This is a genomic window from Salipiger bermudensis HTCC2601 (assembly GCF_000153725.1).
In the GTDB taxonomy this organism is placed as follows: domain Bacteria; phylum Pseudomonadota; class Alphaproteobacteria; order Rhodobacterales; family Rhodobacteraceae; genus Salipiger; species Salipiger bermudensis.
The window spans coordinates 3,820,429-3,834,773 of sequence record NZ_DS022276.1 but is presented as its reverse complement, the minus strand read 5'-3'; the positions used below and the strand labels follow the sequence as shown (position 1 = coordinate 3,834,773).

At 67.6% G+C, this 14,345-nt stretch carries 11 protein-coding genes; 6 read left to right on the top strand and 5 right to left on the bottom strand.

What is annotated here, in order from left to right; genetic code table 11:
• Nucleotides 1-5: 5 nt before the first annotated feature.
• Together R2601_RS18115 and R2601_RS18110 are read right to left on the bottom strand one after the other, a co-directional pair.
• On the bottom strand, nucleotides 6-956 hold the full coding sequence (locus R2601_RS18115) for a phosphotransferase family protein (RefSeq protein ID WP_007800962.1): 951 nt from the start codon (nucleotides 954-956) through the stop codon (nucleotides 6-8).
• Nucleotides 953-3,421 (bottom strand): penicillin acylase family protein, encoded by a 2,469-nt coding sequence (locus R2601_RS18110; RefSeq protein WP_007800959.1) that lies wholly within the window; start codon nucleotides 3,419-3,421, stop codon nucleotides 953-955. The genes R2601_RS18115 and R2601_RS18110 overlap by 4 nt, the downstream gene beginning before the upstream one ends.
• A gap of 114 nt (nucleotides 3,422-3,535) precedes the next feature.
• On the opposite strand from R2601_RS18110, the gene R2601_RS18105 reads away from it, so the two are divergent.
• Nucleotides 3,536-4,405 (top strand): NAD(P)-dependent oxidoreductase, encoded by an 870-nt coding sequence (locus R2601_RS18105; RefSeq protein ID WP_007800957.1) that lies wholly within the window; start codon nucleotides 3,536-3,538, stop codon nucleotides 4,403-4,405.
• Nucleotides 4,406-4,552: 147 nt separating this feature from the next.
• Here R2601_RS18105 and R2601_RS18100 read toward each other — a convergent pair whose 3' ends face one another.
• Nucleotides 4,553-4,978: an OsmC family protein gene (locus tag R2601_RS18100; RefSeq protein ID WP_007800955.1), complete on the bottom strand. Its 426-nt coding sequence runs from the start codon at nucleotides 4,976-4,978 to the stop codon at nucleotides 4,553-4,555.
• Between the two features lie 497 nt (nucleotides 4,979-5,475).
• Here R2601_RS18100 and R2601_RS18095 point away from each other — a divergent pair, with 497 nt between their 5' ends.
• From R2601_RS18095 to R2601_RS18075, 5 genes are all read left to right on the top strand, one after another.
• Complete coding sequence (locus tag R2601_RS18095; protein ID WP_007800954.1) at nucleotides 5,476-8,433, top strand: Rne/Rng family ribonuclease; 2,958 nt, start codon at nucleotides 5,476-5,478, stop codon at nucleotides 8,431-8,433.
• Nucleotides 8,434-8,583: 150 nt separating this feature from the next.
• Complete coding sequence (locus R2601_RS18090; RefSeq protein WP_007800952.1) at nucleotides 8,584-9,336, top strand: cytochrome c biogenesis CcdA family protein; 753 nt, start codon at nucleotides 8,584-8,586, stop codon at nucleotides 9,334-9,336.
• 71 nt (nucleotides 9,337-9,407) lie between these two features.
• Complete coding sequence (locus R2601_RS18085) at nucleotides 9,408-10,667, top strand: hypothetical protein (RefSeq protein WP_007800949.1); 1,260 nt, start codon at nucleotides 9,408-9,410, stop codon at nucleotides 10,665-10,667.
• Nucleotides 10,664-12,019, top strand: coding sequence for a cytochrome P450 (locus R2601_RS18080; RefSeq protein WP_007800947.1), 1,356 nt, complete (start codon nucleotides 10,664-10,666; stop codon nucleotides 12,017-12,019). Before R2601_RS18085 ends, R2601_RS18080 begins: the two co-directional genes overlap by 4 nt.
• 117 nt (nucleotides 12,020-12,136) lie before the next feature.
• Entirely contained in the window at nucleotides 12,137-13,030 is an 894-nt protein-coding gene (locus R2601_RS18075) for a fructose bisphosphate aldolase (protein ID WP_007800946.1), read from the top strand.
• 90 nt (nucleotides 13,031-13,120) lie between these two features.
• Here R2601_RS18075 and R2601_RS18070 read toward each other — a convergent pair whose 3' ends face one another.
• Both R2601_RS18070 and R2601_RS18065 read right to left on the bottom strand, forming a co-directional pair.
• Complete coding sequence (locus R2601_RS18070; RefSeq protein WP_007800944.1) at nucleotides 13,121-13,741, bottom strand: YitT family protein; 621 nt, start codon at nucleotides 13,739-13,741, stop codon at nucleotides 13,121-13,123.
• Between the two features lie 110 nt (nucleotides 13,742-13,851).
• The gene (locus R2601_RS18065) at nucleotides 13,852-14,292 is read right to left on the bottom strand and encodes a hypothetical protein (protein ID WP_007800942.1); all 441 of its coding nucleotides are present in this window, start codon (nucleotides 14,290-14,292) and stop codon (nucleotides 13,852-13,854) included.
• Nucleotides 14,293-14,345 lie beyond the last annotated feature (53 nt).

The window sequence follows — 14,345 nt, the reverse complement described above, 5'->3', positions numbered from 1 at the left end:
GGCGCTCAGCTGGCGAAGAGCGCGCGATCGGTCGCGATGATCTGCCGCGCCGCAAGATAGCGCGCTCCCTGCCGCCGCGACGGCTCGGGCGGGGTGTTGGCCCAGACCCCGAGCGCGAACATCCGCTGCAGGAAGACCGCCGCTTCGGGCGTGCTTCCGACCGGGCCGTAGCCCTTGGAGAGCGCCGCGGCGTGCCGATCAAGCGCTTCGGCATCATCCGAGAGCGCCACCGCGTCGATCAGCAGCGAGACCAGATCCCGCAGCGGCTCGTCGGGTTTGGCGTTTTCGAAATCGAGCCCCACCAGCCCCCCGCGCGTCGCAATGAGATTGGCGAGATGCAGGTCGCGATGGGTGACCGCGCGCTGCGAGGGCGTGCCGCGCACGGCGCGGAACATCGCCTCGAGCCGCGCCACCTCGGCGCGGAACGCGTCGATTTCGGGGATCGTGCGTTCGCCGCTGTCATGTTGCTCCAGCAGCCGGTGCAGCCAGGCGATCTGCCCCTTGGGGCGGAACGGGTGCGCCTCGCGGGTCAGCCCGTGAAACCGCCCGAGCCACTGCCCCGCGGCCTCGAGCTGCCGTGCGGCGTTCTCCTGGGCGAGCTTCGGCACCACCGCCGCAAGGCTCGGCCCGTCCGCATACGTCATGCCCAGCACCAGCCGCGCGGCGTCGAAGAACAGCACCGCGGGGGCGCCGTCTGGCCACGCCTCGGCAAGGGCGCGCTGACGCGCCGCCTGCGCGCGGGCCTTCTCGGCGGACGCGGGCGCGTAGACCTTCACCACAAGCCGCTCATCGGGGGAGGCAGCGCAGAACACCTGCGCGCGCTGCGCCTTGTCGGTGTTCTTCAGGCAGCCAAGCCCGAACGCCGTGCCGGGCCGCTGCTCTGCCAGTGCCGCACGGGCAATCGCGCGCGCCTCCGCAGGAGCAAGATGCGTCTCGCCCGGCCGCTTTCCGCTCATTCCGGGATCAGCCGCGTGACCCCGATCGAGGCGGCGCGTGCGAGTTCCGCATCCAGCGACATCGGAATGTACTCCCCGCGGCGCCACAGCGTGCCGAGATCGTCGTAATGGCGCGACAGGAAGTGCCCCGACTGGCCGGTCGACGAGATGAAGACCGACGAGTCCGGGTCGGCGAAATCATAGACCCCGCGATAGGTCGCTGCGTGGATGTTGAGGAACGGCTCCGGGTCGCGCCCGGAGGTGCGGCCGCGCTCCAGCGTGAAATCGCCGCCGCTGGTGTTCTGGCGGATGTTCACGAAGTGGCGCAGCACCGGGATCTCGCCCAACACCGCATGTGCGTGCAGCGCCTGGTGCGCGTCGCCCCAGCGCAGGCTCTCGAGCGAGCCGCCGTAGGTCTCGGCGATCCACACCAGCGCATCGTCGAGCGATTGCCGCGCGATGTCGCTGCAGGTCTCGACCATCACCGAGCGGATCACGTCGCACCAGACCGCCGCGCCATCGACATTGCGGAACACCCGCTCGATAAACAACGGCTCCACGTGGTTGAAGCGCTCGGCCAGCGGCCCGAGCTCGTCGCGGATCAGCCGTTCCTGCAGTGCCCGCACCCAGGCGGCATAGATCAGCGGCTCCGGCAGGTGCTCATTCATCTCGCCGTTCCAGTTGGCAAGCAGGTCGAGCGCTTGCTGGCGGCGGCGCTCGGGCGTGCCGTCAGGCGCCGCTTCGCCGGTGTACCACAGGTCGCGCCCGATCAGCGGCAGCAGCGTGCGCGCCGTCGGCGAGACGGTGTCGAGCTGCGCCTCGATAAAGCTGTCGCGGGTGTGCACCTGACGACCCTGCATCAACTGGGTCCAGCGCATCACGCGCTGGCTGTCGCCCCAGTCGAAGCTCACATGCATCGGGAAGGGGCGGTCGATGATCTTGTTGTTGGTGTTGCCGACGATGCCGCCGTCGGGATCGGTCCAGACCGGGTTGGCGCTGTCGGGCAGCATGCCCTGCCAGCGGTTGGCCTCGATCCAGCCGGGCGAGGGCAGGCGGCCCTGGCTCTGATGCGCCGGATCGCGGGCCGGCATCGCGCCAATGAGCTTCATCGCGATGCTGTCGCGGTCGATCAGCGTCAGCATCTGCGACGGCGCCACGAACCGTCCGCTGCTCTCCAGCGCCTCCTCGACGCTGCCGGCGCGCATCAGCCCGATGGCGGCGCTCATCGAGCTGTCGTCTTCGGCAAGCGCCGTCCAGTTGAGGCTCACCACGTGGCCCGGGGGCGTGATGGTCTCGAGATCGAAGCGGGTGCGCGGCAGCACCGGGCCGTTCTCGGTCCAGCGCAGGGTGACGGTGACCGGCGTGTCGTCCTTGATCTCGATGATCGAGCGCCGGGTGCGGAACCGCGCCCAGCCCTCAGGCGTGCGGTATTGCTCGGAATTCTCCGGGTTCAGCTCCTCGATATGCAGGTCCTGGTCGTCGAGATAGGATGAGGTCAGCCCCCAGGCGAGATCCTGCGAGCGCCCGAGCATCACCGCGGGCACGCCCGGGATGGTGCCGCCGATGACGCCGCCCGAGGAGAGCTGCAGCCGCGCCAGATACCAGGTCGAGGGCGCGGTGAGGCCGAGATGCGGATCATTGGCCAGCAGCGTGCCGCCACCGGCCGAGCGGTCCGGCGCGGCGGCGAAGGCGTTCGATGCGCCCGCCAGCCCACGCTCGGGCACCGGCGAGAGCGGGTCGCGCGGGCCTTCGCTCGAGGCGGCAAAGCGCGGCATGTCCCGGTTCGGGAACAGGCCGGCGTAGTCGGGCAGGGCGGCGGTGCCGTCTCCGGGCATGTCGGGCAGGATGTCGGCCAGCCGGTTCGGGTCGGGCAGCAGCAGCGAGGTGCGGGCGCGCAGGATCTCGTCGCGGAACTGGCCCGAGAGCTGCAGCGCCATCAGCTTGACGATCGCGAGCGAATCCGCCGGCTGCCACGGCGCAACCGGGGCGTTGAACAGGAAGAACTCCGGCGCGCCACGCCCGAGGCTCTGGTCGTTGATCTCGGCGATGCGGGCGTTGACCCCGGCGGCATAGGCGCGCAGCGCCTGCGTGGTGGTCGCGTCCTGTGCGTCCACCGAACGCGTTGCGGCGGTGTAGAGATCGAGCCGGCGCATCAGGATGTCGGTGTCGAGCGTGCGCCGTCCGAACACCTCCGACAGACGCCCCTGTGCGGTGCGCCGCATCAGCACCATCTGCCAGATGCGGTCCTGCGCATGGGCATAGCCGAGGCCGAAATAGGCATCCCGGTCGCTCCGGGCGAAGATATGCGGCACCGCCGCGTTGTCGCGCACGATCTCGATCTCGGCAGCCGCGCCCGCGACGGCAAGGTCCTTGTCGTATTCGGGCAGCGAGCGCGAGGCGAGGTAGTAGACAAGCAGCACCACGATCACCGACAGCATGATCGCCATCGAGGCAAATCTCAGGAGCCATCGAAAGAGTGTCGCCATTGGGAAAACCCCCGCTGTCCGGTTTTCCGGGGCTTAGCGCGCCGCCGCCCCCTTGCCAAGGGGCGGGGCAGCGGCGACAAAGTGCAAAGCACAGCGATAACGGGAGGTTTACCCATGGCGAAATGCGCGTTCCTGGGTCTTGGGGTGATGGGATACCCGATGGCCGGCCACATGGCGGCGGGTCACGAGGTCACGGTCTACAACCGCAGCACCGCCAAGGCGGAGAAATGGGTGGCAGAGCATGGCGGCGCCATGGCCGCGACCCCGCGCGAGGCCGTGGCGGGGGCCGAGTTCGTCATGGCCTGCGTCGGCAACGATGACGACCTGCGCTCGGTCTGCCTTGGCGAAGACGGCGCTTTTGCCGGCATGGGCGAGGGCGCGCTCTTCGTCGACCACACCACGGTCAGCTCGATGGTGACCCTCGAGCTCTACGCCATCGCGAAAGAGCAGGGCGCAGGGTTCGTCGACGCGCCGGTCTCGGGCGGTCAGGCCGGGGCCGAGACCGGCCAGCTGGTGGTGATGTGCGGCGGAGATCAGGCCGATTACGACCGCGCCGCGCCGGTGATCGACGCCTATGCCAAGCTCTGCAAGCGCATCGGCGACAGCGGCGCCGGGCAGAAATGCAAGATGGTCAACCAGATCTGCATCGCGGGTCTCGTGCAGGGGCTGTCCGAGGGGCTGGCATTCGCCGAGAAGGCGGGCATCGACGGTCGCGCCGTGGTAGACGTGATCGGCGGCGGCGCCGCGGGGTCATGGCAGATGGTGAACCGCTACGAGACCATGCTCGACGATCAGTTCGAGCATGGCTTCGCGGTCGACTGGATGCGCAAGGATCTGGCCATCTGCCTCGCAACCGGCGAAGAGATCGGCGCTGCCCTGCCGGTCACGGCGCTGGTCGACCAGTTCTACAAGGACGTGCAGCAGATGGGCGGCGGGCGCTGGGACACCTCCTCGCTCGTCAAGCGCCTCAAGGCGTTCGGCTGACGTCACCGTCGGAGGCCTCCGGCGGGGATATTTAAGGCCAGAAGAAACCAAGAGCGCTTCGCCCCTGATTTCTTCTGGCCACAAATATCCCGGGGGTGAGCGCGCCCCGGCGCGCGAAGGGGGCAGCGCCCCCTCCGTCCCTGAGCGTCACGCCAGTGTGGCGTCCATGGTGATCTCGGTATCGAGGAGCTTCGAGATCGGGCAATTGGCCTTGGCGGTCTCGGCGGCCTTGGCAAAGTCCTCCGCCGTCGCGTCCGGCACCTTTGCGGTAACGGTCAGGTGGCTCTTGGTGATGGCAAAGCCGTCATCCTTCTTCTCCAGCGACACCACCGCCTTGGTGGAAATGTCGTCAGCCGTGAAGCCGGCGTCGCCGAGGATCATGCTCAGCGCCATTGAGAAACAGCTCGCGTGGGCGGCGGCGACCAGTTCTTCGGGGTTCGAGCCCGGCTCGCCCTCGAAACGCTTCTTGAAGCCGTAATTCACCTCGTCGAGCACGCCGGACTCGGTCGAGATCGTGCCGGTGCCGTCTTGCAGGCCGCCTTTCCAGTTCGCCGATGCGGATTTGTTGATCATCTGCCGTTCCTTTCCGTCTGTCTTTCAAGAGGCCCGTTTCCGGGCATTCGAGGGTCCAACGCGGGGGCGGCGGGGAAGTTGCATGGCCTGTCGCAGCCGGGGCCCGCCATCTCCGCCCACGCTCACATTCCATATTGTCTTTTCCACACCCCATCCTCTATGCTGACCGACAGGCCGATGCTGGACATTGGCCAACAGAGTTTCGCTGCGACGGCGCGTCCCCGACAAAGGACCCGGCGCAGACCGATCGGGCCGCAAGGCCAACCGAAGACCGCCCGGACCGCTCATCGGCGACGGGCCGCAAACAGGCGCCGGACGCGACACGCGGACGAGCGTCGGAGAAGAACCGCGATGACGCGTGCGACGCAGACGAGGCACCCGGGTGAAGGCAGATTGCCTTCCCGTGCCTGCGCGCCGCAACTCGCCCAGACAAGCCACGCCGCAACCCGTCTCCACCCGCCAGGGAGGAGCGAGCTTGCGCCGTGCAGACGGACAACATGGCAAAGAAGATGCTCATCGACGCCACCCACGCGGAGGAAACCCGCGTCGTGGTGGTGGACGGAAACAAGGTCGAGGAATTCGACTTTGAATCGGAGAACAAGCGGCAACTCGCCGGCAATATCTATCTCGCGAAGGTCACCCGCGTAGAGCCCTCGCTTCAGGCGGCCTTCGTGGATTACGGCGGCAACCGCCACGGGTTCCTCGCGTTCTCCGAGATCCACCCCGATTACTACCAGATCCCGGTCGCCGACCGTCAGGCCCTCATGGAAGAAGAGGCGGCGCTCGCCGCCGAGGCCGAGGAGGAGGAAGACCAGCCCAAATCCAAGCGTTCGCGGTCGCGGCGCTCGCGCTCCCGCACCTCGTCCAAGGCCGAGAAGGCCCGCTCGGAGGACAAGACCGCCAGCGCCGATCCGTCCGAGATCAAGGGCATGGAGACCATCGACCTCGGCGAGGACGAGATCCCCGACGAGGACGCACCGTCCTCGCTGGCGGAAACCGTGAGCGCCGATGCGACCGACACCGTCGCCGCGGCGGATGCACCCGTCTCCGACGAGCCTGCGCAAGCGGGCGAGGAGGCCGTGGCCAAGCCCGCCGAGCAGGACACTTCCGCTCCGGCCGCCGAAGAGACCGTGTCGCAAGACACGTCCGACGACGACGCGGATGACAGCGACGACGATGACACCGATGACGGCGACGACCATGCCGGCACCGAGGACAGCATCGAGTCGGTGGCCGATGACGACACCGAGGAAGAGATCCGGCCCAAGCGCAAGCCGCGCCCACGCAAGTACAAGATCCAGGAAGTCATCAAGGTCCGCCAGATCATGCTGGTGCAGGTGGTCAAGGAAGAGCGCGGCAACAAGGGCGCGGCGCTGACAACCTACCTGTCGCTGGCCGGTCGCTACTGCGTGCTGATGCCCAATACCGCCCGTGGCGGCGGCATCTCGCGCAAGATCACCAACGCCGCCGACCGCTCCAAGCTCAAGCAGATCGCCACCGAGATCGATGTGCCCAAGGGCGCTGGCCTGATCATCCGGACCGCCGGTGCCAAGCGCACCAAGACCGAGATCAAGCGCGACTACGAATACCTGCAACGCCTTTGGGAGCAGATCCGCGCCCTCACGCTGCAGAGCGTCGCGCCGGCCAAGATCTACGAGGAAGGTGACCTCATCAAGCGCTCGATCCGCGATCTGTACAACCGCGAGATCGACGAGGTTCACGTGGAAGGCGACCGCGGCTACCGCATCGCCAAGGACTTCATGAAGATGATCATGCCGTCCCACGCCAAGAACGTGAAGCACTACGTCGACCCGATGCCGCTTTTCGCGCGCTATCAGGTCGAGAGCTACCTGAGCTCGATGTTCAACCCCACCGTGCAGCTCAAGTCCGGTGGTTACATCGTCATCGGTGTGACCGAGGCGCTGGTGGCGATCGACGTCAACTCCGGCCGTGCCACCAAGGAAGGCTCGATCGAGGAGACCGCGCTCAAGACCAACCTCGAGGCCGCCGAAGAGGTGGCGCGCCAGCTGCGCCTGCGCGATCTCGCCGGTCTGATCGTGATCGACTTCATCGACATGGAAGAGCGCAAGAACAACGCCGCCGTCGAGAAGAAGATCAAGGACAAGCTCAAGACCGATCGCGCCCGCATCCAGGTTGGCCGGATCTCCGGCTTCGGCCTGCTGGAGATGTCGCGCCAGCGTCTGCGCCCCGGCATGATCGAGGCGACGACCCAGCCCTGCCACGCTTGCCACGGCACCGGCCTCGTGCGCTCGGACGACAACATGGCGCTGAACATCCTGCGCCAGGTCGAGGAAGAGGGCACGCGCCGCCGCTCGCGCGAGGTGCTGCTGAAGGTGCCGGTGGGCATCGCCAACTACCTGATGAACCAGAAGCGTGAGCATGTCGCGATGATCGAGGCGCGTTACGGCATGGCCGTGCGCATCGAGGGCGACCTGCACCTGGTCTCGCCGGACTTCACCATGGAGAAGTTCAAGACCGCCACGCGCAACGTCGCCGAAGTTCTGGCGCCGGTGGTGTCGGTCGATACCTCGCTGATGGACCAGATCGACGAGGATGCGCTCGCCGAGGAAGACGAGGACGAGAGCACCGAGGACAGCGGCTCGACCGGCTCCGAGACCGAGAATGGCGCGGAGAACAACAGCGACAGCGGCGAAAACGGTGACAATGGTGACGACGAGGGCAAGCCCAAGAAACGCCGCCGTCGCCGCCGCCGCTCGCGGTCCAAGAAGTCGAACGGCGAGGGCGAGAACGGCTCCGAGAACGGCGCTGACAACGACTCGGGCAAGGGCGATAGCGACAATGGTGAGTCCGGCACGGACACGCCGTCCGACGCGGCGACCGAAACGACCGGCGAAGCAACGACCGAAGAGGTCGCTGCGGCCGAGACCGACGACGCTCCGGCCAAGCCCAAGCGGACCCGCACTCGGTCGCGCTCGCGCAAGCCCAAGGCTGACGTGGTGACCGAAACCACAGACGCCATCGAAACCGAGGCTGCACCCGCCGAGGCAGAGACCAGTGGCGCCGCCGTGGTCGAGGCCTCCGAGCCGGCACCTGCCGCCGAAGACGTGGCCGCGCCCGCACCGGAAGCCGAGGGCGCCGCGGTGTCCGAAGCCCAGCCCGAGGCAGAGGTTGCCGAGGTTCCCGAGACGGTCGAGGCCGAAGCGCCTGCACCGGTCGAGGCCGAGCGCCAACCCGCGCCCGAGGCAGAGCCTGCCGCGGAGGCACCGACACAGGCACCGGAGCCGGCCGAGGAGGCTGCGTCCGTGGTCGAGGAGGCGTCCGAGGAGGTCGCTCCCGCGGCCCCCGAGGCAGAGCCTGCGCCCGAGCCCGCTCCGGAGCCGGAAACGGTCTCCGAGACAGCCGAGCCCGAGGCTGCCAATGCAGAGGCTGACGACAAGCCGAAGCGCCGCGGCTGGTGGTCGATCGGGCGCTGAGCCCGACCCGCAGGACCGATGTTGCAAACGGCCCCGGAGATCCTCCGGGGCCGTTTTCCGTTGCGCGGCCGGGGCCACGTTTCAACGCGCCTACGGGGATGTGACCCTGCGCCGCGTGACGCGGGCCGGGTTATCTTCTATCGAAGGCATATGTTCGGAATCGACCTCATCGACGCCAGCCTCTTGCCGGCCATGTTCGTGGCGCTCGCCGCGGGGATCATCTCTTTCCTGAGCCCCTGCGTGCTGCCCATCGTGCCGCCGTATCTCGCCTTCATGTCCGGCGTCTCGATCGCCGAGATGGAGGCGGGGGGCCGCGCACGCTTGCGCGCCTTCACCGCCGCGCTGTTCTTCGTGCTGGGGCTCAGCACGGTCTTCGTGCTGCTCGGTTTCACCGCGTCGTGGCTGGGGATGTTTTTCCTGCAGAACCAGATCCTGCTGGCCCGGATCTCGGGCGTGGTGGTGATCGTCTTCGGGCTGCATTTCCTGCATGTCTTCCGCATTCCCTTCCTCGACCGCGAGGCGCGGATCGAGACCGGCGATGCCGGCGGCTCGGCCTTCGGCGCCTACATTCTCGGGCTGGCCTTTGCCTTCGGCTGGACGCCCTGCATCGGTCCGCAGCTTGGCGCGATCCTGTCGATGGCCGCCTCCGAGGCCTCGGTGGCGCGCGGCACGGCGCTGCTCGCGGTCTATGCCGCCGGTCTCGGCCTGCCGTTCCTGCTGGCGGCGGTGTTCCTGAGCCGCGCCATGGGGGTGATGAACCGGCTCAAGCGCCACATGGGGCTGATCGAAAAGGTCATGGGCGTGCTGCTCATCGCCGTCGGTCTCGCGCTGCTCACCGGGGCCTTCTCGGCCTTCTCCTTCTGGCTGCTCGAGACCTTCCCGGCGCTTGGCGAACTGGGCTGAGGCGGCCAAGATCCGGCCTTAGTCTTGCCCTCGCGGTCTGTTAGCGACAGGATCGCGAAAAGAGGGCAGGGATGATGGGCAACGACCCGCAGGCAGAAGCCGCGCCAGAGGCGGCGCAGGAGGTGCGGCGCCGCCGCTTGTTCTACATCCCGGGGTACGATCCTATCCATCCCCGCCGCTACCGCGAGCTCTATCGCAAGGAAGGCGCCGAGCAGGCGCGGATCTCGGGCTACGAGATTGCGCTGACGCCCGGCGCTGGCGGCGGGCATTACGGCTGGCAGGTCGCGGCGCGCATCGACGGCGCGGAGGTCGCGGCAGAGGTCGAAGTTCTGGTCTGGTCCGATATCGTGCGGGACAGCATGTCGACCAGCATCCCCGCCACCTATCTCCAGCTGATCCGCACCGCGTGGGAGTACATCGCCACCGGCGCACTCAGGCGGCTGATGCGGCTGCGCAAGGGGCCGGTGATCGCGGCGCTCTACCCCGTGGGGATGCTGCTTGGCCAGCTTGTGCTGGCGCTGCTGCTGCTCTGGGCGATGGTCTCGGCGGCGGGGCTCCTCCGCCCGTGGCTGGGCGTCCTCGCCGATATCGGTGGGCTGGTCGCGGGGGCCGCGGCGGCGGTCTGGCTGCTGCGCTGGTTCAAGGCCAGGGACGGCAAGCTCTTCGCCTATTACCTGATGCACGACTACGCCTATTCGGCGCAGCATCGCGGCGCCAACCCGCCCGAGCTCGAGGCGCGCATGGCCAGCTTCGCCGATGCGATTGCCGACGCGCTGAGCGATGACGTGGACGAGGTTCTGGTGGTCGGCCACAGCTCGGGCGCGCATCTGGCGGTTTCCATCCTGTCGGACCTGTTCCGGGACGGGCGGGTGCCCGACCACGGCCCGAGACTGGCCTTCCTGAGCCTCGGGCAGGTGGTGCCGATGGTCTCCTTCCTGCGCGACGCGTGGCGGCTGCGCGCCGATCTCGCCTTCCTGTCGGCCCGGGACGAGTTCACCTGGGTCGACGTCACCGCCCCGGGCGACGGCTGCGCCTTCGCGCTTTGCGATCCGGTCTCGGTCTCGGGCGTGGCACCAGAAAACAAGCGCTGGCCGCTGGTGTTCTCGGCCCAGTTCACCCGCGCGCTCAGCCCCGAACGCTGGAAGGCGCTGCGCTGGCGCTTTTTCCGGCTGCATTTCCAGTATCTCTGCGCCTTCGATGCGCCGCGCGACTACGATTATTTCCAGATCACCGCCGGGCCGCTCAGCCTCGCCAGCCGCTACGCCGGACGTCCGCCCTCGGCCAGCCGCATCGACGTGGCGGTGTCGAAATTCACCTCGACCGCGCCATGACCCTGCCGCCGAAACCCGCCTCGCGCCCCGACAAGGTCTCGCTCTGGCGCTACCTCAAATTGTTCCGGCAGGATCTGCTTTCGGCGCAACCCGAACGGCTCTACCGGGCGTGGATGGCCGAGTTCCGCACGCCGTTCTTCCGCTCCTACCTCGTCAACCAGCCCGATCTGGTGAAGACGGTGCTGAAGGACCGGCCGCTCGACTTCCCCAAGTCGGAACGGATCTCGGAAGGCTTGCGGCCTCTGCTGGGAGAGTCGGTCTTCCTGACCAACGGCGCGCAGTGGCAGCGTCAGCGCCGCATCATCGACCCGGCCTTCGAGGGAGGGCGCCTGCGCGAGACCTATCCGGCGATGTGGGCGGCGAGCCGAGCGGCGCTGGCGCGGCTTTCGGCACGCGCCGGCGAGACGGTCGAGATCGAGGAGCAGACCAGCCACGCCGCCGCCGACATCATCTTTCGCACGCTGTTCTCGATCCCCATCGAGGACGACCTCGCGGCGCAGGTCTTTCACGAGTTCCGCGCCTACCAGCGGACCCAGCCGATCCTCAACCTCGCGGCCTTCCTGCCACTGCCGCGCTGGATGCCGCGCTTCTTCCGGCCTGACACCAAGACCGCGGCCAAGCGCATCCGCGGGCTGATCACCGCGCTTTGCGAGCGCCGCCGCGCCGAGATCGAAGCCGGCACCGCGCCGGATGACCTTGCCACCAAGATCATGACCACCGCCGATCCCGAGACCGGCGAGACCTTTTCGACCGAGGAGATGGTCGATCAGGTGGCGATCTTCTTCCTCGCCGGGCACGAGACCTCGGCCTCGGCGCTGGCCTGGGCGCTCTACCTCGTGGCAACCCATCCCGACTGGCAGGAGCGGCTGGCCGAAGAGGCGCAGCTTCTGGGCGAGGTGCCGGACTTTGCCGACATCGCCAGGCTCAGGCTCTCGCGCGATGTCTTCCGCGAAACGCTGCGGCTCTACCCGCCGGTGCCGATGATGGTGCGCGAGACGACCTGCCCGGAGCGGTTCCGCGACCGCGATCTGTCAAAGGGCGCGCAGATCGTGCTGAGCCCGTGGCACCAGCACCGCCACGCACGGCTCTGGGACAATCCCGACGGGTTTGACCCGTCGCGCTGGGGCACGGAAAATGGCCGCAGCTGCGCGCGCGAGGCCTACATGCCGTTCTCCGCCGGGGCGCGGGTCTGCACCGGGGCGGGCTTTGCGATGGTCGAGGGCGTGCTGATGCTGTCGCTCATCCTGCGCGATCTCAAACTCACCGCGCTGCCCGGGAAGACGCCCGAGCCGGTGGCCTTCCTGACCGTGCGGGCCCGCGACGGCATCCACCTGCGGGTGGAGCGCCGCTAGCGGATGACGTTAACGACGGACGTTAGCGTTAAACCTCTGTCTTTCGCCTACCCATCGCAAATCCCTTGCGATATGCCTTTGGCAACAAGGATTTTTCAGCATGGGAGAGGGTTCCTCATGAGCGTTTTCGAAGAGCAGAAGACAAAGATGTCGACCGGCCAGGGCTTTATCGCGGCGCTGGACCAGTCGGGCGGGTCCACCCCCAAGGCGCTGCTGCAATACGGTGTCGAAGAGAGCGAATATGACGGCGAAGCCGAGATGTTCGGCGAGATCCACAAGATGCGCACCCGCATCATCACCGCGCCGGACTTCACCGACGGCAAGGTGCTTGGCGCGATCCTCTTCGAGCGCACCATGCGTGGCGAGATCGACGGCATCCCGACGGCGCAGTACCTGTGGGAAAAGCGCGGCGTGGTTCCGTTCCTGAAGATCGACAAGGGCCTCGCCGACAAGGAAAACGGCGTCCAGCTGATGAAGCCGATGCCGGGCATCGAGGACCTGCTCAAGGAAGCCAAGGAGAGCTTCGGCATCTTCGGCACCAAGGAGCGCTCGGTGATCCACGAGGCCAATGCCGAGGGCATCAAGGCCGTGGTCGACCAGCAGTTCGAGCTTGGCAAGACCGTGGTCGCCGCCGGTCTCGTGCCGATCATCGAGCCCGAGGTCGACATCAACTCGGCCACCAAGGCCGAGGCCGAGGAGATCCTGAAGGCCGAGATTGCCAAGCATCTCGACGCGCTGCCCGAAGGCGATGACGTCATGCTGAAGCTGACCATCCCCAGCGTCGATGGCCTCTATGACGAGCTTGCCGACCACCCGCGCGTGGTGCGCGTCGTGGCGCTTTCGGGCGGCTACTCGACCGACGTGGCCTGCGAGAAGCTTGCCAAGCAGCCGAAGATGATCGCGTCGTTCAGCCGCGCGCTGGCCGAGGGCCTGTCGAAGAAGCAGTCGGACGGCGATTTCAACGCGCTGCTCGGCAGCAACATCGACAAGATCTATCAGGCCTCGCTCTGAGCGACGCCGGCAGCCCCTCCCTCTGGGGCATCGGAAACGAAAAACGCGCCGGAGCAGTCCGGCGCGTTTTTTCTTGCCTCGAAGGCGGGATCAGGAGCGCGCGATATAGCGGTCGCGGCGATGGTTCACGGTGATCAGGATGTTGAGCACCACGGCACCCAGCAGCGACCAGAGCACGCGCTCCCAGTCGAACAGGAACAGCGCCAGCAGGAAGACGCAGAGGTCGAAGCCAAGCTGCACGTGGCCGGCCTTGATGCCCTTGGTGTCCTGCGCCCAGAGCGCCACGATGCCGACGCCGCCGAGCGTGGCACCGTGCCGGAACAGCATCAGCAGGCCGACGCCCGCCAGCATCCCCGACAGCGTCGCCCCGAGCGCCGGGTGCAGGTGATTGATCGTCAGCACCAGCGGCAGCGTCTCGGCGATGGTCGACATCAGCGCCACCGACAGGAAGCTCTTGATGGTGAAGCGCCAGCCCAGCTGCTTGATCGCCAGCAGGTAGAAGGGCAGGTTGAGCAGGAAGAAGATCGCGCCAAAGGGAAGTCCGCTGGGATAGGACAGCACCAGCGACAGGCCGGCGATCTGGCCGGTGAAGAGCTCGGAGGCGCGCAGGAACTGGATCGACAGCGCCACGAGGGTGGTGCCGACGAGGATGGCCTGCAGGTCTTCCCAGAGAGTGTGACGGTCGGGCGGGGGCGATTGAAGCAGCAGCATGGGTTTGCCATGCCGTCACGCGGCGGTGAGGTCAAGACGCGTGCGGCGGCGACCTGACGTTCCAAGCCGGGGCCGCCCGTTTCGCGGGCGGCGGCGGGGCCGATGCCGGCTCAGAAGCCGCATTGCTCGAGCACCGCGAGCCGGAACGCACCGGTGCCCTTCGCATTGGTCCGTGCGATCTCGCGGTTGTCGATGTCGAAGCCAAGCGAGGCCGCCTGCTGCAGGTGCTCTAGAACCAGCGACGAGGTCATCAGCGTGACGCTCAGGGCGCGGTCGCGGGCCATCACGTCCATCGGCTGCCGGTCGTTGCGTCCGTCGGGCAGGGTGATCCAGATCATCGCACCGCGGGCCGGTTGCGGCCACGGATCGAAGGAGACCTGCAGCTGGTCGGGCCGCGAGCGGGTGCAGAAGAAGGTGATCTTCACCGGCCCGGCCTGCTGCGACATCGCGGCACTGCCATTGCCCTGTGAGAGCGCCCAGTCGGCCCTCGCGGGAGCGGTGGAAAACATGGTGAGCAGCGCCAGCGCGCCGGAGAGCAGAATGGATCGCATGAGAAAGACCTGAGACAAGGAAATGCCGGCTCAGGCTCTCACGGCTCCGGGCG